This is a genomic window from Streptomyces sp. NPDC059785 (genome assembly GCF_042732375.1).
Taxonomy (GTDB): domain Bacteria; phylum Actinomycetota; class Actinomycetes; order Streptomycetales; family Streptomycetaceae; genus Streptomyces.
This window is the reverse complement of the sequence record NZ_JBHWHV010000007.1, coordinates 206,263-230,170: the sequence shown is the minus strand read 5'-3', so window position 1 is coordinate 230,170 and position 23,908 is coordinate 206,263. Positions and strand designations below refer to the sequence as shown.

The following is a 23,908-nucleotide window of genomic DNA, read 5'->3' as shown; positions in this document are numbered from 1 at the left end:
TGGCGCCAGGGAAGCATGTGGCCCACCCTCGCGAGTGGCGACCAGGCGTCTACCAGTAGGTGCGTGTGACCTTGTCGGGCAACCGCCCCTGCCGCCCTGCCTCTTGGAAGATCACCGACGCCGCGAGCAGAAAGGCGCGACGGAGTTCCGGGTCCGGGTCGGGGTTCTCGATGGTCCCGGTGTTCCTGTCGAGGAACATGGCGCCCAGGGTGCTTCCCTCCGGTGTGCAGGGGCGGGCGGTCGAGTGCACGGAGTCGACGAGGATGTTTCCCGTGACCCCGTCCGCGGTCTCCCAGGCGTAGACGGAGCCCGCTTCGAGGCAAGCGGTCCTCCTGCACGTCAGCGATGCCGTCACGGGGTTTCCCACCCGTCCGGCAGCAGGCGGTGGCGGGTCGCCGCGGCCACCGCCGCGGCGCGGGTGCGGACGCCCAGTTTGGTGTAGACGCGGCTGAGGTGGGTCTTGACCGTGGCCTCGCTCAGGAACAGGGCGCGGGCGATCTCCCGGTTGCCGAGGCCCTGGGCGAGGTGGCCCAGGATGTCGCGCTCACGCGGAGTGAGGGCCGGGCCGGGAGCCCGCATGCGGGAGACCACCCGGTCGGCGACGGATCCCGACAGCACGGTACGTCCGGCCGCGGCGTCCCGGATCGCCGCGAACAGCCGCTCCGGCCGCTCGGCCTTGAGCAGATACCCGATGGCGCCCGCGGAGACGGCCCGGGCGATGTCCGCGTCGGTGTCGAACATCGTCAGGACGAGCACGCGCGGCCCGTGACCGTCGGCCGCAGCGGTCAGTCGCCGGGTGGCCGTCACCCCGTCCATCCCGTCACCGAGTTGCAGGTCCATGAGGACCACGTCCGGCCGCAGCCCCGCCGCCATGTCGAGCGCCTCCTCGCCGCTGCCCGCTTCCCCGACGACTTCGATGCCGTCGGTACTGGACAGCAGGGCGCGCAGCCCGGCGCGGACGACGGCATGGTCGTCGCAGAGCAGTACACGTACGGTCACGGCGCCTCCCGCCCGGCGCCGGCCGTGGCGAGTGCCACGGACATCGTCACCACGGTTCCTTCGCCCGGCGCCGACTCGACGGTCAGTGTGCCGCCGGCCTGCTGTGCGCGCATGCGCATCAGCGCCAGACCGTGCCCGCGGTCGGCGGCTCGGCCGCGGGCACGGTCCGGTACAGCCCGTGAGCCGAGGCCGTCTGCCGTTGCGGCGCCGAGACCGTCCGCCGTCTTCGCGTCGAAGCCGCGTCCGTTGTCCGCTACGTCCACGGTGACCCGGTCCTCCAGGCAGGTGAGGGTGATGACGGCCCGGTCCGCTCCGGAGTGCTCGCGCGCGTTTGCCAGGGCCTGCTGGGCGACCCGCAACAGCGCCGCCTCGACCGGCCCGGACAGCGGGCAGGTGGCGCCGGGCGCACCGGGCGCCGCGTCCAGCCGGAACTCCACGGCCGGACCCGTCACCTGGTCCCGTTCAACGAGACCGCGCAGCGCCTGCACGAGGGAGTTCCCGGCGAGGTCGAGCGGCACCAGGTCGCGGACGAAGCGACGGACCTCGGTGAGCGCGCGGTCCGCGCTCGCGGCGGCGTCCCGTACGTGCGCGTGCGCGGTGTCCGGGGCGGTGTGCCAGTGCCGTTGCGCGGCCTGGAGCAGCATCTGCTGGCTGGACAGACTCTGGGCGAGGATGTCGTGGATCTCCGCCGACAGGCGCTGGCGTTCGGCCAGTACGCCCGCGTGCCGTTCGGTGGCGGCCAGTTCGCCTCGGGCCCGCACCAGGTCGGCGACGAGCAGACGCTGCCGGGCGGTCTGGCGCCGGCTGTGCACGAGGACGGCCGTGGCGACGGTGCCGAGGGCCACCGGGGCGATCACCAGGTTGGGGTTGAACCCGCCGGTGTTGAACCCACCGGTGGAGATACGTATCTCGCAGACGACGATGGAGACGACGACCGCGGCGGCGAGCGGTACCGCGAGCCGCACCGGCAGCCGGTGCAGCCCGGTGAACAGCAGCGGCATGGTGCACCAGGTGGCGCTGGGTTCGAGGGCGAGCAGCACCAGCCAGAGTGCGAGCACCGCGCCCAGCCAGCACAGATGCCGGGCGGCGGGCCGATCGCCGTACCGTGGCGCGGGCGCCCGCCGTTGCCCGGACAGGACGAGCGCCCCGAAGACGACGAACAGCGCCACGGTCCACCCGGTGCGCATGCCGTCGGCGGGACCGTGGGTCAGCAGACGGACGACCGCGCCGCACAGCAGCAGTACGAAGGCGGTGTGCAGGGCGGCGGTCAGCCAGCGCGCGTCGGGGTCGGGGTCCGTGCCTTCTCGCTCCACCGTGTCTCCAACGCCTCGTCCGTGCCCAGCCCGTCCGGTCCGGGTAACTGGGCCATCCCGGCCATCCCGGCCATCCCGCCCATACTGGTCAGCTGGGCCATCCCGACCGACCCGGCCGGTCCGACCACATATACAAGCCCGCACCGTCAGGGACATCATCCGATCGGCTGACAGCGGCATGGCCCGCCGCGCCCGTCTCGGGCAGCCGGGTGTACGACGCGACGAGCCCAGGAGCGCACGAAACTGCTGACACAGGGCCACCTGGCCCACCACTTGGCCTACCACCTGGTCCGCCCGCCCCTGGGCACTCACCTCCGACGGAGAACGAGTACCGCCACCATGCCCAAGAACCTCACCGCCAACCGCGCCGCCCTCGGCCACCGTCTCTCCTACGCACTGCGCCACCCCGGCCGGGTACCGAAGCACCTGCGCCGCACCGCCCGCGACGCCTGGCTGCGATACCGCTCGCCGGACCACGTCGCCTACTACCGGGCGGTCATGCGCTCGGACACGGCCCGCGACCCGGACGCCGCGGTCGGCAGCCGCAGCCGGGAACGCTGGCTGGCGCTGGGGGCGATGCAGTTCGACTACCTGCTGAGCCACGGGCTGCGTCCGGAACACCGGATGCTGGAGATCGGCTGCGGCAATCTGCGGGCGGGCTGGCGGTTCATCGACTACCTGGAGCCCGGCCACTACTACGGCGTGGACATCTCGCCCGACATCCTGTTCGCGGCGCAGGACACCCTCCGCGCGCAGGGGCTCCAGGACCGGCTGGCGACGCTCACACCGGTACGCGACCTGGAGCTGGGCTTCCTGCCGGAGGGCCGGTTCGACGTCGTGCACGCGCACAGCGTGTTCTCCCACTCGCCGCTGTCGGTGATCGAGGAGTGCTTCGCCCACATAGGCCGCGTCCTGGCACCCGGCGGCTGGTTCGACTTCACCTTCGACCGTACGGAGGGCGAGGAGCACCACGTACTGCGGGAGGACTTCTACTACCGCACCGAAACCCTCACCGCCCTGGCCGCCGACCACGGTCTGACGGCACGCTTCATGGACGACTGGGAGACCCTCGGCCATGGCCAGTCGAAGATCCGCGTCACTCATGGGACGCGGACGGGGGACAGCCGGGGCGTGGAATGACCGGCGGGCCAGCGTCATCGCGGAAGAACCACGGGGTGCCGGCGTGCCCGCGCAGATTGGCGTGCAGCGTCTTCTCCTTCGGGCAGAGAAGGAGGGCGTCCAGGGCGACACTTGGAGGAACAGCCGCACGGCAGATACGGGTGCGAATACTTTAACCCGAAGGGGTTATGCCGCCCGTTCTTCAAAAAGCATCAGGGAATCAATTCGACTATCGGCCGATCGCTCGGCCGGCGAAGCGGAGCAGTAGACGCGCAGAAAGCGACCAGGAAATGATGGCGATGCAGGTAGTGACGGTGGAGACGGTGAGGAAAAGAGCGGTGGCCGTGGCCTGTGCCGTGCTTGTGGCCTGTTTCGCGGCAGCGCTGCCGGCCCGCGCGCAGGACCCCGAGCCGCCGCCGTTCCGCTACGAGGTCCCGCGGTGGCTCCCGGCGCCGCGACACCCCGGTTCCCCCGCCTGGCGGCCCCACGCCGGCAGCCGGCCGTCCGGACACCGGCCGCGGGCCGCGTCCGCGCACGAGCAGGTGCTCGCCGCCGTCAACGCCCGGCGTGAGCGGGCGGGTTGCCCCGCGGTGCGGCCTCGGACCGCGCTCGACCGGGTGGCCGAGGACCACAGCGCCCAGATGGCCCGACGGCACCGGCTCGTCCACGCGGACCTGCGCGGCCGCAGCCTGGCCGACCGCATCGAGGCGGCCGGATACCGACTGGCGCTCGCCGCCGAGAACATCGCCGCGGGGCCCGCCACCGGCAAAGAGGCCGTCGCGGTGTGGATGGGCAGCCGCCCGCACCGCCGACACATCGTGAACTGCCACTTCACACATGCCGGAGTGGGCGTAGCGAGGAGTTCCGGCGGCCCTTATTGGACCCTGCTGCTGGCGGCGAGGCACTGAATCGACCCGACCCGACCCGGCCCGGTTCTGTCCTTTTCTGCCCTGCCCTGCCCTGCCCTTTCCTGTCCTGCCCGGGTGTCGTCATCCCGGAGAAATCGGGTTGTGCGGTGATCGTCCCGGCGTCTACCGTCAGCCGTCATCGGCGTGTAGCTCAGCAGCAGAGCACCGGGCTCGGGACCCGGAGGGCGCAGGGGCGGCACCTGCCACGTCGGCTTATGAACGACAACGCTGAGCAGCAGCCTCTCACCGCGGCCACCTCCTACCCGCAGGCCCAGTTGGCCAAGGCCTTCGTGACCGCGCTGACCCATGAGGACGCCGGCACCCGGCGCCGCGCCGAGGTGCGCGGACAGCGCTGGCGGGAAGTCCTCGCGGGAATGGCCGCGGGCCGGCTGTCGGTCGGTTCACGCACGCCCGTGGCCGGGCTTCCGGCGTGGGTGACCCCGGAGGTGGTGCGGGGCGGCTTCACCACCGGGACCGCCGTCGCGGGCGGTCCGCTCCAGCCGTACGAGACCGAGGCCGCACGTGACTTCGGGGTACCCGCCGAGCGGCGCGCGCTCTTCGCGTACTGTCTCACCGAGCCCGGAATGGCCTGGCTGTGGGCCCTGCTGGACAGCGGCCGTTACGAGATCGGCGTGCCCGAGACGGCCGCGCTGCTCACCGTGGCCTGGCAGGTCCGGCACGGGGAGACGGAAGCGGCGCTCGATCTCGCGGCCGAACTGGCGCCGTTCGCCGACCGCTTGCGGTTCCTGCCCCGCCCGGTGGACGGGCCCGCTCCGGACGCCACCACGGCCGTCCACCGGCACACCGTCTCCGAGACCGTCGACACCCTGACGGGGCGGCGTCCCAACGAGGCCGTCGAGACCCAGCGCGAGGCGCTCGCCGTCTGGCAGCCGTTCGGCGACGAACTGCTCGTCCACTGGCTGCGGACGGCTCGGGACGGGCGCGTACTCGAGCACATCCCGGACGCCGACTGGCTGGCAGGCGGCGAGGCCCTGCTCGACCGCTACCGGCTCCTCGCCGCGGAACACACCCGCTGCACCAAGCACCGCAATCCGAAGCAGAACCTGGGCATCCTGCGTGGCGCGCTGGAGGAGACGGTCGCCGGACGGCCGCTGGACGCGCGCCGGCTCGGTCTGCTGCGGCACGCGGTCGAGTCCATGGTCCGGCGCCGCGGCCTGCCCGGCTCCGTCGCGCACACGGCGCTGCGCCGGAGCCAGGCCGAGCAGGCGGCGCTCCCGTCCCACCACGCCTTCGCCCAGCTCATGGTGCGTCGGCTCGCTGCGCTACCGCAGGAGACGGGCATCACCGATGTCCTCCCGCTCGTGGGCGCGGTGACCGAGGAGGAGGGCCGGGCGGCCGGCCTGCCCGTCGGCGCGGTCGCGCCGCCCACGATCCGCGAGGTGGTCGAGTCCGCGCTGAGCGCACCGCTCGCCACGCTGGTGGAGCGGGGCGTCGTCCCGTCCGCCGAGGTCCTGGCCGAACTCGTGCCGCAGTTGGTCGCCGCCACCACCGCGCAGGCGTACGGGGACGAGACGCTGCGCGCGCTGATGGCCGCGAACTACCGGGCGTTCCGCGGCCGCCGCTCCCTGCTCCTGCTCAACCTGGAGCGGCAGGTACGTGTGGAGGAACTGCCCTGGGTACGAGCGGTGTCGGGTCAGCGGTCCGCGGTGCTCGGCAAGCCGGACGGCGAAGGCGCGCTCACCGTGCTGCGACAGCTCGGCGAGCTGGCCGTGCAGGCGTTCCCGGGGACGCTCCTGCCCAATCCGCTGGTCCGCGAGTTCGGCGTCCTGGAGCGGCAGTGCGACCTCGGCGCCCCGTTCGTGGAAGAGCTGGCCGCCGACATCTTCATGGGCACGTTCAGCCCGAAGTTCCTCACGGCGGCGCGGGTCGCCGGTGAACTGCTCGACGGCTCGCTGTACGAGCGTTACTACGGGATCGACTATGCGGCGATACGCAACCTGGCGATCACCGAAACCGCCACGGCCCTGACCCGTCCTTACCGTGCCCGCACCTCTCCGGGGTTCGCGCGGCTGTGCGGAGAACGGGCCGGTACGGAGGCTTCCCGTTCCTGGTCGGTGGCGGCGAACGGTGCGGTGATCGAGCAGGCGCAGATCCTCACCACGCACAACCTGGCCACGCTGGTCCACCGGGTGGGCATCACCCCGCGGCCCGGCTGGGCCGACCTGGCGCGCCGCTGCTTCGTGACCGTGTGCCGGCTGGTCTCCCGTGTGCACGGCAACCCGCGGCCGTTGAGCACCATCAAGGACGCCGCGTACGCGTGGCGGCAGATGCTGTTCCACCTGTCCCTGTGCCCGCCGGAAGAACAGCGGCGGATCATCGCGGATCTGCACGAGGAGACGACCCGGCACCCGGCCCATGCCGCCCCCCGACTGGCCCCCGCCCTGACGGGCCTGACCCTGATCGCCGAGGGAGGCACCTTCAACACCGACGGAGCGCTGGACGACGGCCGCGCGCGGCGGTTCGTGGGCTGGGCATCCGGCGGTCACTGGATGCGGTGAGCGGGCCGGAGTGCAAAGAATTGATCCTATGGAAGCGCGTCAGCCTCTGGAGAAGACCCCCGACGGTCACTTCGTCATCATCAAGGGCCGGAAGTGGCGTGCGACGGATCCGGCCATTCCCGAGGAGACCGCCGCTCGTCTGCGGCGGCACCTCATGTCGGCTCGTCGCGCGGTGCGCTCCGCGACGACCGCGGGTGATGCGCGGGCCGAGCGGGCGGCGCGGGCACGGGTGAACCGGGCGAAGACCGCGCTGGGGGAGCGGGGCACTCCGTGGTGGGACCAGGCCGAGGACGAGCGTCGTCGGCGCTGGGAGCAGGGGCTCGCGCGTCTCGATGCGGATCCAGCGGATTGAGCGGATGCGCAGGAGGACTGCGGCGGACTGAGGCGGGCGAAGAGAAGTGGGGCAAGCCTGGGGCGCTTCGCCGCTCGGTGGGTAGTGTTTCGTGGACGGCCGCGTCCGGCAGCTGCGGGCGGCACGGTCAGGCACCGATGTCCGTTCACAGGAGGACGCATGTCGAATGTCAGAGTTGTCCGGTACCTGACAGGAGTCGGGTCGGCTGTGGCCTTACTGCTCGCCTCCCCGGGGCCGGTCGCGGCGGCCGCGGAGCCACTGGTGCGGCATGCTGCGGTACTGGACTCCACCGGCGCCGAGGGCCCTGCCTCCTCCACCGGCGTGGCGTCCGTGCCCACCGCCACCGCCCAGGCACCCGCCTGGCAGCCGCCCCTGTCCACACGCGGGCGGTACATCGTCGACGCCAACGGCGACCGCTTCCGGCTGAAGTCGGCCAACTGGGACGGTGCGCAGGGCTCGTGGACGGGCAGCGGCAGCAGCGCGGACAGTGCCGACCACCACGCCGGCCAGAACTCGTACGGCATTCCCCTCGGCCTGGACCGCGTACCGCTGCCGGACTTGCTGGCCGACTTCCGCGAACTCGGCATCAACAGCGTCCGGCTGCCGTTCTCCAACGAGATGATCCACAGCACGGCCGCCGTATCGGACGCCGCCGTGTCGGCCAACCCGGAGTTGCGTGGCCGGACGCCGCTGGAGATCTTCGACGCCGTCGTGGCCGCCCTGACTCGCGACGACTTCGCCGTCATCCTGAACAACCACACCAACACCAGCCGTTGGTGCTGCGGCATCGACGGCAACGAGCGCTGGAACAGCAGCCAGTCGACCCAGCAGTGGACCGACGACTGGGTCTTCATGGCCCGCCGCTACGCCGCCGATCCACGTGTCGTGGGCGCCGACCTCTACAACGAGGTCCGCCGTGACGTGCTGGACGACCCCAACTGGGGACTGGGCGACAGCCACGACTGGTACGCGGCCGCCCTGCTCGCCGCCGACCGCATCCTCGCCGAGGCGAACCCCGACCTCCTCATCGTCATCGAGGGGATCAACTGGACCGGCCTGCCCGTCGACGGGCTGCCCCACGGCCGTCCCGTGCTCACCCCCGCGCGCACGCTCTCGCACACCCTCGTAGCCGCCCACAAGCTCGTGTACTCCGCCCACTTCTACGGTTACACAGGCCCGCACCACAGCGGCGCTACCGGCATCGGCGAGACCCACGACGCCCGCTACCAGGACCTGTCCCGCGACGACTTGTACCAGGCCCTCTACGACGAGGCGTTCTTCGTCTCCGAGGAAGCCGGCCGGCACTTCACCGCCCCTGTGTGGGTGAGCGAGTTAGGTATCGGGGCCGGCGAGACGGGCGCCGCCGCACGGACCTGGTTCGGCAACGTGACCGACTACTTCGCCGACCACGACACCGACTTCGCCTACTGGCCCCTGGTCGGCTGGGAGGGCCACGACGACTGGGCACTGCTGCGCTACGACCAGGACGGGCACCGGTACGGGCTGCTGGACCAGACCGACTGGCGCGGCACCGGATGGGCCCGGCTCATGGACTCGCCGTCACTCACCGGTCCCGTCGCCGCGGCACCCGCCTGGGACATGCTCGCGACCGATCACGGCGACCAGGTCCAGTCGCTCACCGTGCGAGCCGGCGGTGACTGGGACTCCGGTGCCGGCAAGGCGGCCTGCCCGGACGGCGAGCGGCTGATCGGCCTCGGCCACACCTCCGGTCGCGGACTGTGCACGGACGTCTCCGCCGGCGACCTGCGCGCGGCGGGCGACGCCCAGGCGGTCGTCACGGACGAACGCAACGTTCCGGCGGGCGGCGACTGGGCCTCCGGCTACACCAAATTGCAGTGTGCCCCGGGCCAGTTCCTCATCGGGTACAGCCACCGGGGCGTACGTATGTCGGCCGCCCTGTGCGTGCCCGCCCGGTCGGCCCTGGGCGGCACGGGCCGTACGGTGTGGTTCGACCGGTCCGACAACCGGCCCGCGGGCGCGGCGGGCGGCGACTTCGCCACGAACGACTACAAGGGCCAGTGCGCCGACGACGAGTACGCGGCCGGGATCGCCTTCACCGCCCGCATCGGCAGCTCGGCGGGCCCGGCGGCCCTGCTCTGCCGGAAACTGGCCTGACCGGCACGCGAGGACGGTCGAGCCTGAATTGGATAGCCTCCGGGCGTGGGTAACGAAGCGAACGCCGGCGACTGGCTGGAAGACACGCGGACCTCCTACGACACCGTCGCCGAGAGTTATGCCGATCAGTTCCGCGACCTGCTGGACGAGACACCCGAGGAACGCGCGTTCCTGGCGACGTTCGCCGACCAGGTGCGGGCCGGCGGCGGGGGACCGGTCGCGGACGTGGGGTGCGGTCCGGGACGGATCACGGCCCACCTGCGGCGACTGGGAGTGGACGCGTTCGGGATCGATCTGTCCCCCGGGATGGTCGAGGTGGCCCGGCGCGATCACCCCGATCTCCGGTTCGAGGTGGGTTCCATGACCGAACTCGACCTCGGCGACGAGTCGTTGGCCGGTCTGGTCGCCTGGTACTCACTGATCCACATCCCCGACGACGACATCGGCACGGTTCTCGGGCACTTCCGGCGTGTGCTGCGACCGGGCGGACCGCTGCTGGTCGGCTTCCACGTCGGTGATGAGACGCGGTTGTGGACGCAGGGATACGGCGGCCATCCGATGAAGATCCACGTGCACCGTCGACAGCACAGCCGGATGACGGCCTGGCTGACCGGAGCCGGCTTCACCGTCGAGGCACACCGGACGCTGACCTCCGCCGAGAGCACGCTGGGAGGCATGCTCCTCGCACGCCGTCAGCCGGATCCCCGATAGAGATTTCTCGGGTCACTTGCCTACGGTGACGGGACGACGTCGGCCGCGGCGGTGCCGAGCCGTCTCTCACGGCGCAGAGCCACGCCCGTGGCGACGGCCCCGATGCCCTCCCACAGGCCCACCCCGAAGAAGCCGGACGGGGCACGGCCGCCGAGTATCGCGAGCGTGAACACCGCGCACGTCAGCAGGCGGAAGGGGACGGTCCAGCGGAAGAACGCCTTCCAGTCGGCCAGCGACGCCAGGACGTAGTACACGCCCATGTTGAGCGCCGCCATGGACGAGGCGGTCAGAAAGGCCACCGTGTGGTCGTCCGCCGGACGTCCCCCGTTCGCCGTGGGCCCGAGACTCATCAGCGAGAGCAGGAGGTCCGGGGCGATCAGGCCCAGCGCGCCCATGACGGCGGCGAGGACGCCGAACACGGCCATGGTCCAGCCGGACGGCGAACGGGGAAGCAGGCGCATGTACGTCTCCGTGGGAGAGAAGGGGCAAGGGAGTCGCGAGCCGTCTCAGGGTTTGACGCCGGCGGCCTCCCACACCGTGGTCAGCTGCGCGTAGGCGGCGTCGAAGTCGAAGCCCGGTGCGTGATCCAGAACGAAGGCGGCCGCGATGCGCCGAGTGGCCGGAATGTCGAGGGTGAGGACGGCCAGTACCTTCTCGAGGTCGGCGATGGTCCGCGAAGGCAGGACGTACTGGCCGAACCCCTCGATCAGCTTCACGATCTCAGCGGCACCCTCCGCACCGTCCCGCGCGCTCCGCAGGGCGTCCAGAGCGTCCCAGAGCGCATCCAGTTCGAAGGGCCGCACGACGGCCAGGCGCACCACGGGGCTTCCGGCCTTGCAGACCTCGTCCTTGACGCGGCGGATCACGTTTCTGGCGACGTCGCAGGTACGGGGCGACAGGACGTACTGCTCCGCGCAGCCGCCTTCCGCCTCCGCGCAGCCGCCTTCCGCCTGCGCGGCTCCGCCTTCCGCCTGCGCGGCTCCGCCTTCCGCTTGTGCGGCTCCGCCTTCCGCTTGTGCGGCTTCTCCGGCTCCACCGGCTTCTCCGGCTCCACCGGCTCCACCGGCTCTGCTGGTTCCACTGCTCCCACTGGTTTCGCCGAGCAAGCCGAAGGCGTCTTCGAGATAGTCGGCTGCCAGGATCCAGGACGGGTCACCGGGCAGCACGCACACGTGGTCAGGTGGCTGTCGCTTCGTCACACCGGCAGCCTGCCCAACCACGGCCGGACATTCCGGCGAATCGGCGTTCTGCGTACGCCGGGACGGCGAGGGCGTAACCACTTGCCGCCGACGCGCGTTAGTTTCGGCCACTCGCGCTGCCGCAGTCGCTGCTTCCGCCAGCTGCTCACCCTGGGCGCGTCTGGTTCGGCCGAGCGGGACACCTACCGTCAGGCGGCGGCCACGGATACCGTCGCAGGGTGACCGGGAGCGAACCCCGCGCACTTCGCCTCACGGAGGTACTGGCCCAGGAGGCCAATGCCCTGACCGCGACGGTCACGGGCGGTTCGGGTCCGCCGGCCGTGCTGCTGGCCCGGGCCCGCCGGGCCTTCGTCATCGCCCAGCTCGTCAGTACCGTCCTCGCCGAACACGCGGTTCCCGCGCGGGACGCCTACGACCTCGGGGGCAGCCTCGCCGACGCGGCCTGCAACGTGCTCGATCCCGTCATCGGGCCGGAGTTGATCGCCGCCTGCCGTGCGGACCTCCGCCACGGGGAGGCAGGTCGGCTTCTCCGGCTCGCCGAAGTCGACGTCACCCTCCTCGCGCACACCGGCGAGCCGGAGATCGACGACGCGATGGCAATGCTGTCCGGGGCGCTGGCCACCCTTCTGGCAGGGGTGGCCGGCAATGAGCAGGCGCTTGTGGAGCAACGGCGCGCCGCCGGCACCGCCGAGGCGCAGGCGCGCGAGCTCTGGGCACGGTATGGCGATGCGGACGGCACATAAGAGGCGGACAGGAGACCGAGTCACTCGGTCAGCCGTGAGTCAGTAGGCTGGGTTCGTGATCAGTGAGGTGGATCTGCGGCACCTGCGCCGCTGCGTGGAACTGGCGGCGCAGTCCCTGGAGTCGGGCGATGAGCCCTTCGGGTCCGTTCTCGTCGCAGGCGACGGCACCGTGCTGGGCGAGGACCACAACCACGTGGCCTCCGGCGACCACACCCAGCATCCCGAATTTGCGCTCGCCCGCTGGGCCGCGCGGCACCTGAACCCCGCGGAGCGGGCCGAGGCCACCGTCTACACCTCCGGAGAGCACTGCCCGATGTGCGCCGCCGCGCACGGTTGGGTGGGCCTCGGCCGGATCGTGTACGTGGCCTCGGCCGCGCACCTGGCGGACTGGCTCGCCGAGTGGGGCGTGCCCGCCGCCCCGGTCGCGGCCCTGCCGGTCACCGCCGTCGTCCCGGACGCGGTCGTGGAGGGGCCGGTGCCCGAACTCCTCGACGACGTACGCGCCTTGCACCGGCGCATGCACGGTCCGTCCGGCCACGCCGAGCGGTCCGAGGACGCCGCCGAATGACCGACCGTGTCCTCGAACTGCTGCGAACCCGACCCGATCTGGCCGAGCTGGCGGCGTTCCCTTCAACTTCGATGTGAGCCGGGCCTACCACGTCGAAGAGGTGCACCTGGCTTCCGGCGCCTCACTGGAGCCGATCGCCGGTGACGACACCGGCGGTACGTACTTCCTGTGCGGGGGCACGGCCGTGCTGCACGCGTCCTCGGACGGCTACGCCTCGCTGGTGGCCGACAGTGTCGGCGAGGCGCTGGAAGAACTCATCCGGCTGCCGGCCTGGTGCGAGGAACTCTCCGGTGAGCTGGACGAGGAGGGGCTGCGCGACGTGGTGCGTGCGGCGGACGACGAGGCGCGGGAGGAATTCGCCCCCGACCTGGACGCGCAGCGGGCGGCGCTGATCAGCGGCCTGGGGCTGCCGGACCGGCCGCTGGTCGAACTGCTCGCCCTGTCGGAGGCGGCCACCCGGCGCACCGAGCCGGACCACCTCCTGCTCAACTCCCAGGAGCTGTGCGCCTACCGGTTGGAGGAGCCCTACCGCCAGCGGCTGCGTGACGTCGTGCTCCGCCCTGGCCGGGAGGCGCTGGAACGGATGCGCTCCGGCGACCCCGGCGCGCGAGCGGAGGCGGTCGCGGACCCGGTGCTGCGGGCGGGCCTGCTGCACGCGGCGCGGTGCGAACGCCGTGACAGTGACCTGCCGTTGCTGCGGTCCCTGCTGAGGCTGGAGCTTGCAGGCGCGAGTGCCGGACGCGCCGACCGGTACGAGGAGCGGTGGCTTGCCGCGATGCTGGTGGGCTCGTACGGGCAGGCCGACGACGCACCGCTGCTGCGGGCGGCCACCTCCGGCCAGATCACCGACAGCGCCGGTGCCGTGGCATGGGCCCGCGCCGAGGAAGCGAAGCGGTACGGGCAGGACTCGGCCGGACGGGACGAGTTCACCTGGGCAGAACTGGCCCACCGGCAGGGACTCGTCGAGCACGCCAGGGTCGCGCTCATCCGGATGCTGGACGACACGGGTCCGGACGCGGGCCGGCTGCGGGAGCTGAGCCGGGCCCTGGAGCGCATCGGTGACCACGCGCAGGCGGCCCGCGCGCAGTTCAACCTCCTCTCCTTGCAGGACACGGACCGGGACCGGGCGTCGGAGGCGTACGTCCTCGCCCGTCTGGAGCGCAGCAAGGGCGACCTCGCGGCAGCGGGTCGGGCACTGGAACGGGCACGGACCGCGGTCGGTATCGACGTTGGCACTGGCACTGGCACTGGCGGCGGCGTCGGCGGCGATCCGTCGGACGGAACGGTCGCCGAGTGGCACCGCCGGGGACTTGGCCGGCTGATCACGGAGCAGCACCTGGAACTCACACTCGCCGCGGTCGAGGCGGGTGACGCGGAACTCGCGCGTACGACGATGGCCCACAGCCGCCGGCTGCTGGGCACCATCGCGAAGAACTCTGCGAAGGCCCTCCGGGAGCTGTCCACCCGGGCGACGTGGGCAGTTGCCGGCCTCGGCCGACCCGGCACCTGACACGGCACAGCGTCTGTCCGGCGGTCCTGGGTCTTTTCCTCGGCGGGTTGGAAGCGGCCAGGAAGGCGGAGCCGGCAGGGCTCGAGGAGGACTGAGAACTTCGAGCAACCGACTGCGTATCGCCGACAGTTGTCGACACTTGAGCTCAGAACAATGGTTCAAGCCCTTGACCCCGCCTTAGTGTCGACACTAGGAAGGTGCGGCACCCGTCGTCCGGCAGTCACGGCAAAGGGAGTTCCGCATGTGTCCCACCGAAGAGAACGACCTGCGCGGAGTCACCATGAGAGCCCGCGTCAGGGCGCTCGGCGCAGTCGGGGCCGCGGCCCTGGCGCTGCCCGCCATGACCTTGTCGGCCACCTCGGCCCGGGCCGCGTCGCGCGCCCGCGGGATCTCGGTGGGGGCGGGCAAGACCTACGGGTTGCGTGCGACGACACGGCTGACCGCGCTGTCGATCGCCAAGGGCGGAACACTCGCCGTACCGGACGGCTACAGCCTCACCATGACCGTCGACGGCGTCGAGACCGGCTCGATGCTCACCGCGACGCTCGCCACCAGCACGACGATCGCCCCCGGCACCTACCGCGGCGACATCGTGCTGACCGTGGCCGAGCAGCACACGGCGACCTTCGCGAATGTCACCTTCCCGATCCGCCAGGCGCTGTACGCGGGCACCGAAGGAGTCGTGGCGGCCAGGTCGGCGCTGCCCGCGGTGACCGGGGGACGGGTGACGGACGCCGGTGCGCGAGGGATCCGTGTCGTCTCGGACGGGGAGGCGTTCGACGGGGTGTACGTGGCGGACGGCGGTACGTACACGCTGCGGGACGCGAGATTCGCCTTCACCGGCAACGGGCGCTGCGACTTCATCGGGGACGGCACCGCCGTGGTCGGGACGGGCGCGGGCACGACCCTGGTCCTCGACGGGGTGAGAATCGCCAACAAGGGCGTGGTCCGCGGAGGCGTCGTCGCCGCGGACGGCTGCGCCCTCGTGGTCAAGAACTCCCGCATCCGCTGCCTGAACGGCACCCTGCCCGCCGACTACGTCCCCGCGGGCGGCGCGAACATGCTCGTCGTGCCCTGGCGGCTGGGCATCTCGGGCAACGTCCGGGCCACCAACCTGCTGGGCACGAACACGACGGCCACCTACATCGGCTCGTCCATCGAGTCCGAGACGTGGGGCGCCTTCTCCGTGGACTCGACCGCCGACTCGCGTGCCACCGCCGTCAACTGCCGCATCGCCAACCTGGGCGACGAGGGGTACGGCACCTTCGCCGACGGCAACGTGCTGGAGCGCATCCTCGGCTGCGAGATCGACGCGGGCACGTACACGACCATCATCGGCGCCTCCGACGCCACCGTGCACTACGGCGACAGCACCCGGCAGACCGTCGCCGCGCTCAACTCAGAGCTGGGGCTCGGTCTTTCGGCGGCCGAGCTGGCCGCCCTCCCGGTCCGCGCCACTCGTGCCTCCTCACGGGGCTTCGGAGTGATGTGGCACGGCGCCGGGACCCTGCACATCGACGGCTCCACGGTGCTCGACACCCGGCACACGGCGTTCCTCGACAAGGCCGTCCGGGCCACCATCACCGTCGACGGCTCCCAGGGCGCCCGTATCCACGCGGGCAACGGCGTCATCCTCCAGGTCATGGAGACCGACAACCCCGGTTCCATCAACGGCGTGTACACCGAACCCACCGACGACCCGGTACGTGACGACGGCTTCGACGTGACCCAACTGCACGACGCCGACACCACCGCGTCCTTCACCGCCGTCTCGCTGCGCGGCGACTTCTGCAACGCGCGCCGCAACGGCCAGAACATGGCGCTCACCTTCGACGCGTCGACCGTCGAGGGCGTGCTCTCCGCCTCCGTCTCCCGCCACGCCGTCGACTCCATCAGCTCCGCTGAGTACACCGAACTCGGCCATGTCACCAACACCGTACGGCCGGTCGTCAACAACGGGGTCCTCGTCACGCTGACCGGCGGTTCGGCATGGACGGTGACCGGCACGTCGTATCTGAGCGTCCTGTCGCTCGACGCCGACTCCACGGTCACCGCCCCGGCCGGGCGCACCGTGACGATGACGGTGGACGACGAACCCATCGACCTGGCTCCGGGCGGGACCTACACCGGGGCGATCACGCTGACGGTGCGGTAACGGCGCGCGGAGTCCACCGCCCTCAAAGAACGTCCTCTCACCCCTCCTCTCACCCTCCTCTCGCTCTCCTCCCATCCTCCAGGCAGCAAAGGACGGCCCTTCCCCCATGACCAACCGTCAAAAGCGCAGGCCCAGTCGCCTCGTCGTGCTCGCCGCAACCAGTGCCCTGGTATGCGGCGCGACCCTCGTGGCCGCGGCCCCGGCCGCGGCCCCGGCCACGGCGGCCGGAGCACGACCGGCGAAGCCCGCCCCCTGCTCGTGCGACATCGCCTTCACCGAGTCGGACACCCCTGCCCAGGTCGGCGACAACCCGCGGCACGTGGTGACCGGCGACCTCGACGGAGACGGCAACGCGGACGTCGTCGCGGCCAACAACGACGCCGATTCCCTGTCCGTACTGCTCGGCAACGGTGACGGCACCTTCGCGGCGGCCACCGAGTACGCGGTGGGCGACAAGCCGTACCAGTCCGTCGTCGCGGACTTCGACGCCGACGGCAACCCGGACATCGCCACCGCCGACTTCGACGGCGGCACCGTCAGCGTCCTGCTCGGCACCGGTGGCGGCGCCTTCGCGACCGCCACCCAGTACACCGTCGGCGCGGGCGCCCGCTCGCTCGTCCCCGGTGACATCGACGCCGACGGCGACCTGGACCTGGCGGTGGCCGAGGAACAGGGCGGCGGCGTCAGCCTGCTCACGGGCGACGGCACCGGCTCGTTCTCCGTCGACCTCGAGGCGGTGACCGTGACCAGACCGCACGGCCTGGTCCTCACCGACTTCGACGACGACGGCGACCTGGACATCGCCACCGCGAGCGTCGCCACCACCGGCGGGGTCAGCGTGGCGCTCGGCAACGGCGACGGAACCTTCGGCGCTGTCACCGAGTACGCCGGCGTCGCCCGTCTGTACTCCCTCGCCCACGGCGACTTCGACGGCGACGGCCGCACCGACCTGGCGACCATCAGCAACGGTTCCAACACCCTGGAGGTGTACGCGGGCAGCGGCGACGGAACGTTCGCCGCTCCCGTCGACTACACCACGCCCGCCCTGCCGGTCGCCGTCACCGCCGCCGACGTCGACGGCGACCACGTGACGGACGTGCTCGTCTCCTCGCTCAACGGGAACTCCGTCTCCGTCTTCCAGGGCACCTCGGGAGGCGGGCTGAGCGCAGCGACCGAGCTGGCGGCCGCCGGCGCGTACGAGGCGACGGCCGCCGATCTGACGTCCGATGGGACGCAGGACCTCGTGGTGGCGAGCAGCGGCAGCGATCAGGTGGACATCTTCACCGGTTCCTGCGGCTGAGCCCGCCCCGAGTTGCTCCACGGGTTACTCCAGCCAGACGCCGTCGCGCATGATGACCCTGCCCCGCAGTTCCGGCTCTCCCCGCCAGGCGCGGACGACCTTGGGCGCCACACGCACGTACACGAAGGGACCGTCCTCCGTCCGCGGGTCCCAGCCGAACTTGGCGGCGAACGCGTCCGCCGCCAAGTTCGGGACGTCCGAGTCCGGGAAGCACTCCGCCGTCCCCTGGAGCAGCACCGCATCAAAGGTGTCCGGCAGCGACAGGCGCACGCGCGGGTCCTCGCGCACGTTCCGCACGGTCGCGGACGTCGCGCTCGTGCACACCCACACGGCTCGTGTGTCCCACGAGAACCACAAGGGGACCTGGTGGGGGCCGTGATCGGGATGAGCTGTCGCCACCCAGACGTCCCGCTCCGTGGCGAGGCGGTCCAGCGTCTCGCGCCTGCGCTCGGCCGTCGAGCGATGAGGAATCTTCTCGTTCTGCATGGTCGCCGACGCTAGCCAGCAAGATCGCAAAGCACATGGGGCTGAGGTCCTACGTCCCGCGATCGACATCCCGTCCGCCGCGGGATCCTGTGGGCCCGGTCCTGCCCGTTTTGCCCGTCCTCCCCGTCCTGCCCGTCCTGCCCGTGCGAACATGTGGATCAACAGGCGCGCAGTGATCGACTACGCGGCAGAGGCCGGACCGGGCGAAGGGTTGGAACACATGGGGGACTTCTCAGCCGAGCGGCAGCGCATATTGCAGTCGCCTCCGCCCGAGCTCGTCGCCGAGGCGGCGGCGAATCCCGGCGGGTCGGTCGCGGCCATCGACACCGGCTACATCGGCGATCCGAACGGTTACATCCCCGCCGAGGCGGTCCGAGGGGCCTGGCTCGTCGGGCCGGACGGGAAGCTCACCGGTGAGTTCGAGGAAAACTTGAACTACGGGCCGCCCAAGGACGAGTTCGCCAGGCTCACCGAGTCCACGCACTGGCTCGACTGGCTCGGCGACGATCCGGCCCGTGCCGTGCGCGACTCCGTCGAGGGGTGCCTGACCGACCAGGTGGCAGGGGCGGTCCTGGACTGGCTGAAGATCCTCGACGATCCCCGCTTCCTCACGGGCGGCCGGCCCCGGCCCGACCACCCGGACCGGATCATCGTCACCCGGGCCGGACTGGCCCTGCCCTTCGCGCTGTCCGTGACCGCTCCCGGCCGCAAGAGGGAGATCCTCACCGGCGTCTTCACCTGGGTCGCGGTGGGACTCGACCAGCCGGGCGGCAGGAAGGACCAGGTCTGGCTGGACCTGCGGGCCGATCCGGACTGGGCCGAAGCCGAACTGCGGAAGCGGATCCATCTCGTCGGTCGGCCGGCTTCCTGATCCCGCGGTCGGCCCGGGGCAGGACGCTGCCGGAGCCCGTGCCGCGCGAGATGCCGCCGGAGCCCGTGCCGCGCGAGATGCCGCCGGAGCCCGTGCCGCACGAGATGTGGACGGAGCCCGTGCCGCACGAGATGTGGACGGGCGTCAAGCGCCCGCGAGGCGCAGCCGCTGCTCGATCTGGGCGGCCAGCCGCGCGACGACGGGGCCGCCGTCGGGGCGCAGTGTCGCCTTCTTGGCGTTGAAGCAGTGCACCCACAGGCCGGCGGCCCACGCGGCCTCGCGGTCGGCGTGCGTCCAGGGCAGTCCCCTGGCCGCCTGATAGGCGTGGATGAACCGCTCCGTGTCCGGGACGGCCGATTCGCCGGGACGGCCGCCCAGGACGCTGTGCACCGCGGCGGCCGCGCCGGCGACGACGATCTCCGGCAGGGCCACGACGCTGTCCCAGTCGTGCACGGCGTGCAGGGCGCTGTCCTTCCACATCACGTTCTGCGCCTCCCAGTCGCAGTGGCCGACGACGGGGGAGCCGAGGCCGTGTGCGGCCAGCCGATCGCGCACGCGGACAGCGGCGTCGTCCAGCCAGTGCGGTCCCGGGTGCTCGTTGAGGTCCTCGGGCCGGTCGTCGGGGAACGGCCAGATGCCGCCCTGGTCGTGGTTCCACCACACCCACGGCGGCGGCGGGCCGAGCTCGCCGGCCTCGTCCACGGCGGGTGCCGTCGACACGAAGCGGGCCAGTCCGGCGGCCGAGCGGGCCGAGGAACGGGGTGCCACGTCGATCGCCGTACCGTCGTCCACCAGCGTCTCCAGGGTGACGAGCCGGCTGTCGATCCGGGTCGGCTCGCCCAGCGGTTCGGCGCACGGCAGCCCTGCCAGCCACATCAGCCGGTGGGTGCGGCAACAGCCGGTCAGCCGGTCCTGGAACGGGCGGATCTTGACCACCACCCGCCGGTGATCCGCCAACTCCAGGGCGAGGACCGTGGACAGGTGCACCCAGCGCCACAATTCGGTTCTGGGGCGGCTGCCGAGACGGCTCTCCACCCAGTCGGAAAGGGAGAGAACGCCGAGCGTGGTGGTCTCGCCAGACGCGGCGGTGGTCTCGCCAGACATGGTGGTGGCCCCTATCTTCGGTCGTGCGCGGCTCAGACGGTACTCCGGAAAGACACCGTGGGGACGGTGAGGGGAAATGCGAGCCGAATGCGTCACTCTTGCCGCCGACAGCGACCGGTCCGCCGGGAACTGGGTGGGCGTGACCGCCGGTACCGCCGCGGTGCTCGACGGCGGCGGCTCCTGGGCGGAGGGGTGTGCGGATCTCCTGGGGTGCGCGGTCCTCGGCCGGCTGGCCGATCCCTCGCTCACCATCGAGTCGTGCCTGCCCGGAGCCGAGCGGGAGGTCCGGGGGGTACGCGGGATCGTCCCCGGCACCCCCGGCACCCCCGGCGCCCGCGGTGGCAGTCGGCGTCGGCCTGCCGCCGCCTTCGTGAGGGTCGTCGGCCGGGAGGTGGAATGGCTGGTCATAGGTGACACGGTGGTGGTCCTGGACCTGCCGGACGGCCTCCGGGTCGCCTCCGACGGCACCGATGCCACTGCCGCCTCCGACGGCACCGACGGCACCGGCACGGGCCGCGCATCTGCCGCGAACTGGCCGGTCTCCGGCCGGGTGGCTTTGAGGAAGGTGCGGCAGGTCGCCATGCTGTCGAGCGGCGCCGCCCGGCTGGTGACCTTCGGCGTCGTGGTCTGGGAGCAGGTGATGGACACCCTCGCCAAGGACGGGCCGCACGTGCTCGTCGACGAGGTGCGGGCGTTCGAGACGCTCGATCCGCGATGCGTCCGGTGGCCCCGTTCCGGTGTCACCGCCGACGCCACTGTCGTGCACGTGCGCTTTTGACGTCAGTAGACGTCAGTAATGGCCGACCTTGGCGATGTCCTCCGAATCGACGTCGATTTCCGCCCAGTCGGTCACGAAAGCCGGTGCGTAACTGAACGCGAGGACCAGCCTTTCGCACTCCGTGCTCTTGGGCAGAGTGCCGTGGAAAAGCGCCTCGTTGAGCAGCAGGGCATCTCCCGTCCCGGCCGGCACGATGTCGAGCGAAGGAAAATTCTCTGTCGTGAGAGCGGGGCGGCGGGAGAAAGCCTTCGTGTCGGGGAACCACGGGAAGTTGGCCTTGTGCGAGCCCTGGAGGCAGCAGAACGGCCCGTCCTCGGCCGACGCGACATCGGTGAGGTACAGGAGCAGTTTGACGAACATGCAGTACAGATGGCCGTCGTGGTAGGTGTGCTGGAAGCTCATGTTCCGCCGCGCCGTGCGACCGCGCCCGTAGGGGAACACCTCGCTGAAGCCGTTGTGCAGGTAGAACCTGCTGTCCCCGGTGCGCCGCAGGCCGTAGCTCTCGATGAGGCGCAACGGCTGGTTGATCACCGGGCGTACGCAGTCCAGCAGCGGTTCGCTCCTGGCCAGGGCGTCGAAGCGGGCGCTGTGCCTGGTGAGGTCGTCGAACCGCTCCTTGTCGCCTCTGCCCTTCATGAGGTGCGAGGGCAGTGTCCGTACCTCGGCACGGCAGTCCTCGGCGGTTGCCGGGCTGATGAACCCGGGCATCCGCAGGTATCCCATCGTGTCGAACAGGTACAGCTCTTTCGGGGACAGCGGTCCGCTACGGACGGGAAGCAACGGCATACGTCTCAGGTCTCCCTCCGTTGTACTCGGGGTGGGCCGAAGGGGTCGTCCAGGCGGACGGTGCGGTCCTCCCCGGCGGGGCCGACGCCGATCAGGGTGACGGTCTCGGCCGGACCGAGGCGGACGGGGCAGCGGAAGCGCGGGTCCTCCACCGGTAAGCGGTCGAGCAGGTGGCCGTCCAGGTAGACGAACAGGACCGTGGGCGTGGGGCCTTGGGCGGGTCTGCCACGGCCTCCGGCCCGGACAGCACCCTTGACCAGCGCCGACGATGTGCCCGTCGGAATCCGCCAGGACAGGCTGAACGGCAGCGCGGTCTCGACACCGGCGCCCGGGACCGGTTCCGTCCGCCCCTCCGGTCCGTCGGGGGAGAGCCAGGCCCGTCGCCACACACCGCGGTGGACCGTGGGGCGACAAGGGGGACCGGGGGCCCGTACCGTGCCCCACGGCGCACGGCCGGGGCAGGCGTCCGGCGGGAACAGGGTGCCGCTCTGGGCGAGGAGGTACTTCTTGGCCCGCCGCCCGCCGAAATGCGCCACGCAGCCGAACACCCCCGGATCCTTCAGGGCACCGCTGATGTAGTTCCACTCGTGGCCCAGGGCCAGCAGCCGTTCCCACAGCGGGCCCCGCCGGCCGAGCAGCGACGACACCGCACCCATGTCGTCGCTCGGCACCGCGTCCAGGACGCCCGCCTCGGCCGCCTTCGTCGCGAACCGCCACAGGAGGTCGTAGAGCCCGCCGTCGTCGGCGGGGTTGCTGAAGATCAGGCCGGCTTGCAGGAGCGGGCCGCCTTCGCCGGGCGTACCGAGCAGGTCGGCCACCGGCAGCGACGCCACCTCGCCGAGCTCGCCGTAGTAGTCCATGGTCGACTCGTCGACCACCGCCGCGATGCGCCCCTCGGCCAGTGGCCCCTCCAGTGCCCCGAGGTCCATGGGGCGCAGGAACAGCAGGTCGGCGTCGGCATGGACGTCGTAACCGCGCCACGGCGGCAGGCTGTCGCGCAGTGCGGGCGAGTGGCGCCAGTAGAAGAGGTGGGTGGCGGTGCCCCGGCCGGCGGCGCGTGCGACCGGATCGTCACCGGGGGACAGGTGGACGACGTCGATGGTCCCGCGGCCGAAGTGCTGACCGGCCAGGCGGGGGCCGTCGTTGGCGTCGACCACGACCACGCGGGCGCCGGGGTGGCAGTACAGCAGCGAGCGCACGGCCAGGACCACCAGTTCGTCGCTCTGCCGGCCGCGGCTGACGAACCGGAACCTGAACCGGGACGACACCGGCCGCGGGTCCGCTCGCGTCACGGCCGTCATGTCAGGGGCAGGGCCCGGCTCCCGGCCCGTCGGCGGGCGCTGGAGCGTGCGAGGTCGAAGGTGAGGGTGAGTTTGCGCAGCCAGCGGTCGGTGCCGTCGTAGCGGGGCGCGAACGGGTCCCGGCCGTGCACGGCCCGGTAGTTGTCGATGAGCATCAGATCGCCGGGGCGCAGCCGTACCCGTACGAGTGCTTGCTGAAGCCGGTGGCAGAGCCGGGAGAACGCCCGCGCGGACGCGTCGTCGCCGGGAGCGGTGGTGGTGTAGGCCGGGTCGACCCTCAGATACGGCGGCGAGTCGCCGAAGAGCACGGGGCGCCACATGGCGGCCGGGGCGGCGGCGGACCGGCTCGGCCGCAGGTGTTCGGGGTCGGGCAGGATGGCGAAGCACGGCCGGCGCAGCAGTTCGCGGTCTGCCGCGTCGAGGCGGAGCGCGTCGGCGGTGGCGACGGTTGTCGCGGTGGCGTCCGGATTGCGCAGACAGAGCAGCGCCAGCACGTCACAGCGGTCGTCGTCGAAGGCGTCCTCGACGTGGAAATCGAGCACGTCGACACTGCTGTGTCCGGTCTGCGCGTACTCCTGGCCCTTGATCGGCAGTACGTCGTTGAAGAGCCTGCCCTCCTGCAGCGTCTGCCAGCAGACCGGGTCGCCGACCTGGAGGGACACCAGGGCCAGCCAGAGGTCGTGGGCGGCGGTGTCGGCGTACCCGCGCAGCCGCCAGTGCGACGGCGTCGGGCCGACGTCCTCGTCCGGGCGGGGCCGGCGCACCACCGTGACCGCGGGTCCCAGCCGGGCCCGGACACCGGCCAGCGCGCCGAGCAGGCGGGCCGGCAGGACGCCCCGCTGCCCGGCGAGCTTCGTCAGCGGAGCCGGCAGGCCGGTCTCGTCCGTGCCGCGGTACTCCGGTACGAGCCGGCGGACGATCCGGTCCGCGAGGTGTGTCTCCCGGGCGGTGAGCACGATCTCCCGGATCCCGGGGGCGGGCGCGGTCCGACGCATGTGCTCTCCCTTCCACCGTCCTGGGCCGGCCGGCCGGGGGCGGTGCGGCACGGCC

23 protein-coding genes and 1 tRNA gene are annotated in these 23,908 nt (G+C 71.7%); 14 read left to right on the top strand and 10 right to left on the bottom strand.

Annotation, left to right across the window (positions count from 1 at the left end; translation table 11 throughout):
• Positions 1 to 49 precede the first annotated feature (49 nt).
• Genes ACFV6E_RS08225 through ACFV6E_RS08215 form a run of 3 tightly spaced genes read right to left on the bottom strand, consistent with a single transcriptional unit; the run spans position 50 to position 2,312 of the window.
• Positions 50 to 355 carry a hypothetical protein gene (locus ACFV6E_RS08225; protein WP_385166422.1) on the bottom strand — a complete coding sequence of 102 codons (306 nt, stop codon included), beginning with the start codon at positions 353 to 355 and terminating at the stop codon, positions 50 to 52.
• Entirely contained in the window at positions 352 to 999 is a 648-nt protein-coding gene (locus ACFV6E_RS08220) for a response regulator (protein ID WP_385460000.1), read from the bottom strand. The genes ACFV6E_RS08225 and ACFV6E_RS08220 overlap by 4 nt, the downstream gene beginning before the upstream one ends.
• Positions 996 to 2,312: a sensor histidine kinase gene (locus ACFV6E_RS08215; protein WP_385459998.1), complete on the bottom strand. Its 1,317-nt coding sequence runs from the start codon at positions 2,310 to 2,312 to the stop codon at positions 996 to 998. Before ACFV6E_RS08215 ends, ACFV6E_RS08220 begins: the two co-directional genes overlap by 4 nt.
• 339 nt (positions 2,313 to 2,651) lie before the next feature.
• On the opposite strand from ACFV6E_RS08215, the gene ACFV6E_RS08210 reads away from it, so the two are divergent.
• The 7 genes from ACFV6E_RS08210 to ACFV6E_RS08180 all read left to right on the top strand — a co-directional run bounded on the left by ACFV6E_RS08210 (position 2,652) and on the right by ACFV6E_RS08180 (position 10,057).
• Entirely contained in the window at positions 2,652 to 3,452 is an 801-nt protein-coding gene (locus ACFV6E_RS08210) for a class I SAM-dependent methyltransferase (RefSeq protein WP_385459996.1), read from the top strand.
• Positions 3,453 to 3,730: 278 nt separating this feature from the next.
• Positions 3,731 to 4,339: a CAP domain-containing protein gene (locus tag ACFV6E_RS08205; RefSeq protein WP_385459994.1), complete on the top strand. Its 609-nt coding sequence runs from the start codon at positions 3,731 to 3,733 to the stop codon at positions 4,337 to 4,339.
• 140 nt (positions 4,340 to 4,479) lie between these two features.
• Positions 4,480 to 4,551: transfer RNA gene (locus ACFV6E_RS08200), tRNA-Pro, on the top strand.
• Between the two features lie 3 nt (positions 4,552 to 4,554).
• Complete coding sequence (locus tag ACFV6E_RS08195; protein ID WP_385459992.1) at positions 4,555 to 6,858, top strand: hypothetical protein; 2,304 nt, start codon at positions 4,555 to 4,557, stop codon at positions 6,856 to 6,858.
• Positions 6,859 to 6,886: 28 nt separating this feature from the next.
• Positions 6,887 to 7,210: a hypothetical protein gene (locus ACFV6E_RS08190; protein WP_385166410.1), complete on the top strand. Its 324-nt coding sequence runs from the start codon at positions 6,887 to 6,889 to the stop codon at positions 7,208 to 7,210.
• A 159-nt stretch (positions 7,211 to 7,369) separates the two neighbouring features.
• Complete coding sequence (locus ACFV6E_RS08185) at positions 7,370 to 9,346, top strand: glycoside hydrolase family 5 protein (protein ID WP_385459990.1); 1,977 nt, start codon at positions 7,370 to 7,372, stop codon at positions 9,344 to 9,346.
• A gap of 45 nt (positions 9,347 to 9,391) precedes the next feature.
• Complete coding sequence (locus ACFV6E_RS08180) at positions 9,392 to 10,057, top strand: class I SAM-dependent methyltransferase (protein WP_385166406.1); 666 nt, start codon at positions 9,392 to 9,394, stop codon at positions 10,055 to 10,057.
• A gap of 20 nt (positions 10,058 to 10,077) precedes the next feature.
• Here the strand turns inward: ACFV6E_RS08180 and ACFV6E_RS08175 are convergent, their stop codons facing one another.
• Together ACFV6E_RS08175 and ACFV6E_RS08170 are read right to left on the bottom strand one after the other, a co-directional pair.
• Complete coding sequence (locus ACFV6E_RS08175; RefSeq protein ID WP_385166404.1) at positions 10,078 to 10,518, bottom strand: hypothetical protein; 441 nt, start codon at positions 10,516 to 10,518, stop codon at positions 10,078 to 10,080.
• A 45-nt stretch (positions 10,519 to 10,563) separates the two neighbouring features.
• Entirely contained in the window at positions 10,564 to 11,223 is a 660-nt protein-coding gene (locus ACFV6E_RS08170; RefSeq protein ID WP_385459988.1) for a hypothetical protein, read from the bottom strand.
• Between the two features lie 251 nt (positions 11,224 to 11,474).
• Between ACFV6E_RS08170 and ACFV6E_RS08165 the strand changes: the two genes are divergently transcribed.
• From ACFV6E_RS08165 to ACFV6E_RS08145, 5 genes are all read left to right on the top strand, one after another.
• Positions 11,475 to 11,999 carry a hypothetical protein gene (locus ACFV6E_RS08165; RefSeq protein ID WP_385459986.1) on the top strand — a complete coding sequence of 175 codons (525 nt, stop codon included), beginning with the start codon at positions 11,475 to 11,477 and terminating at the stop codon, positions 11,997 to 11,999.
• 55 nt (positions 12,000 to 12,054) lie between these two features.
• Complete coding sequence (locus tag ACFV6E_RS08160) at positions 12,055 to 12,567, top strand: nucleoside deaminase (RefSeq protein WP_385459985.1); 513 nt, start codon at positions 12,055 to 12,057, stop codon at positions 12,565 to 12,567.
• Between the two features lie 73 nt (positions 12,568 to 12,640).
• Positions 12,641 to 14,077 carry a hypothetical protein gene (locus ACFV6E_RS08155; RefSeq protein WP_385459983.1) on the top strand — a complete coding sequence of 479 codons (1,437 nt, stop codon included), beginning with the start codon at positions 12,641 to 12,643 and terminating at the stop codon, positions 14,075 to 14,077.
• Positions 14,078 to 14,318: 241 nt separating this feature from the next.
• Positions 14,319 to 16,232, top strand: coding sequence for a hypothetical protein (locus ACFV6E_RS08150; protein ID WP_385459981.1), 1,914 nt, complete (start codon positions 14,319 to 14,321; stop codon positions 16,230 to 16,232).
• A 106-nt stretch (positions 16,233 to 16,338) separates the two neighbouring features.
• The gene (locus tag ACFV6E_RS08145; RefSeq protein ID WP_385459979.1) at positions 16,339 to 17,532 is read left to right on the top strand and encodes an FG-GAP repeat domain-containing protein; all 1,194 of its coding nucleotides are present in this window, start codon (positions 16,339 to 16,341) and stop codon (positions 17,530 to 17,532) included.
• Between the two features lie 24 nt (positions 17,533 to 17,556).
• Here the strand turns inward: ACFV6E_RS08145 and ACFV6E_RS08140 are convergent, their stop codons facing one another.
• Entirely contained in the window at positions 17,557 to 18,018 is a 462-nt protein-coding gene (locus tag ACFV6E_RS08140; RefSeq protein WP_385167901.1) for a pyridoxamine 5'-phosphate oxidase family protein, read from the bottom strand.
• Between the two features lie 220 nt (positions 18,019 to 18,238).
• Here ACFV6E_RS08140 and ACFV6E_RS08135 point away from each other — a divergent pair, with 220 nt between their 5' ends.
• Positions 18,239 to 18,889: a hypothetical protein gene (locus tag ACFV6E_RS08135; protein WP_385167899.1), complete on the top strand. Its 651-nt coding sequence runs from the start codon at positions 18,239 to 18,241 to the stop codon at positions 18,887 to 18,889.
• 144 nt (positions 18,890 to 19,033) lie between these two features.
• On the opposite strand, the gene ACFV6E_RS08130 is transcribed toward ACFV6E_RS08135, so the two are convergent.
• On the bottom strand, positions 19,034 to 19,993 hold the full coding sequence (locus ACFV6E_RS08130) for a hypothetical protein (protein ID WP_385167897.1): 960 nt from the start codon (positions 19,991 to 19,993) through the stop codon (positions 19,034 to 19,036).
• Positions 19,994 to 20,069: 76 nt separating this feature from the next.
• Here ACFV6E_RS08130 and ACFV6E_RS08125 point away from each other — a divergent pair, with 76 nt between their 5' ends.
• A complete protein-coding gene (locus ACFV6E_RS08125) occupies positions 20,070 to 20,771 on the top strand; it encodes a hypothetical protein (RefSeq protein ID WP_385167895.1) in 702 nt (233 codons plus the stop codon).
• Positions 20,772 to 20,783: 12 nt separating this feature from the next.
• Here ACFV6E_RS08125 and ACFV6E_RS08120 read toward each other — a convergent pair whose 3' ends face one another.
• From ACFV6E_RS08120 to ACFV6E_RS08110, 3 genes are read right to left on the bottom strand one after another with little or no spacing between them, the layout of a single operon-like run.
• On the bottom strand, positions 20,784 to 21,557 hold the full coding sequence (locus ACFV6E_RS08120; protein ID WP_385167894.1) for a phytanoyl-CoA dioxygenase family protein: 774 nt from the start codon (positions 21,555 to 21,557) through the stop codon (positions 20,784 to 20,786).
• 5 nt (positions 21,558 to 21,562) lie between these two features.
• Entirely contained in the window at positions 21,563 to 22,849 is a 1,287-nt protein-coding gene (locus ACFV6E_RS08115) for a hypothetical protein (protein ID WP_385167892.1), read from the bottom strand.
• Positions 22,850 to 22,854: 5 nt separating this feature from the next.
• Complete coding sequence (locus ACFV6E_RS08110; RefSeq protein ID WP_385167890.1) at positions 22,855 to 23,853, bottom strand: TauD/TfdA family dioxygenase; 999 nt, start codon at positions 23,851 to 23,853, stop codon at positions 22,855 to 22,857.
• Between the last annotated feature and the right edge of the window lie 55 nt (positions 23,854 to 23,908).

What these genes read in the sequence shown, in the direction of transcription:
- ACFV6E_RS08210 (WP_385459996.1), top strand. Translation starts at nt 2,652, where the DNA reads ATGCCCAAGAACCTCACCGCCAACCGCGCCGCCCTCGGCCACCGTCTC.
- ACFV6E_RS08205 (WP_385459994.1), top strand. Translation starts at nt 3,731, where the DNA reads ATGCAGGTAGTGACGGTGGAGACGGTGAGGAAAAGAGCGGTGGCCGTG.
- ACFV6E_RS08195 (WP_385459992.1), top strand. Translation starts at nt 4,555, where the DNA reads ATGAACGACAACGCTGAGCAGCAGCCTCTCACCGCGGCCACCTCCTAC.
- ACFV6E_RS08190 (WP_385166410.1), top strand. Translation starts at nt 6,887, where the DNA reads ATGGAAGCGCGTCAGCCTCTGGAGAAGACCCCCGACGGTCACTTCGTC.
- ACFV6E_RS08185 (WP_385459990.1), top strand. Translation starts at nt 7,370, where the DNA reads ATGTCGAATGTCAGAGTTGTCCGGTACCTGACAGGAGTCGGGTCGGCT.
- ACFV6E_RS08175 (WP_385166404.1), bottom strand. Translation starts at nt 10,518, where the DNA reads ATGCGCCTGCTTCCCCGTTCGCCGTCCGGCTGGACCATGGCCGTGTTC.
- ACFV6E_RS08150 (WP_385459981.1), top strand. Translation starts at nt 14,319, where the DNA reads ATGTGTCCCACCGAAGAGAACGACCTGCGCGGAGTCACCATGAGAGCC.
- ACFV6E_RS08145 (WP_385459979.1), top strand. Translation starts at nt 16,339, where the DNA reads ATGACCAACCGTCAAAAGCGCAGGCCCAGTCGCCTCGTCGTGCTCGCC.
- ACFV6E_RS08140 (WP_385167901.1), bottom strand. Translation starts at nt 18,018, where the DNA reads ATGCAGAACGAGAAGATTCCTCATCGCTCGACGGCCGAGCGCAGGCGC.
- ACFV6E_RS08135 (WP_385167899.1), top strand. Translation starts at nt 18,239, where the DNA reads ATGGGGGACTTCTCAGCCGAGCGGCAGCGCATATTGCAGTCGCCTCCG.
- ACFV6E_RS08130 (WP_385167897.1), bottom strand. Translation starts at nt 19,993, where the DNA reads ATGTCTGGCGAGACCACCGCCGCGTCTGGCGAGACCACCACGCTCGGC.
- ACFV6E_RS08125 (WP_385167895.1), top strand. Translation starts at nt 20,070, where the DNA reads ATGCGAGCCGAATGCGTCACTCTTGCCGCCGACAGCGACCGGTCCGCC.
- ACFV6E_RS08120 (WP_385167894.1), bottom strand. Translation starts at nt 21,557, where the DNA reads ATGCCGTTGCTTCCCGTCCGTAGCGGACCGCTGTCCCCGAAAGAGCTG.
- ACFV6E_RS08110 (WP_385167890.1), bottom strand. Translation starts at nt 23,853, where the DNA reads ATGCGTCGGACCGCGCCCGCCCCCGGGATCCGGGAGATCGTGCTCACC.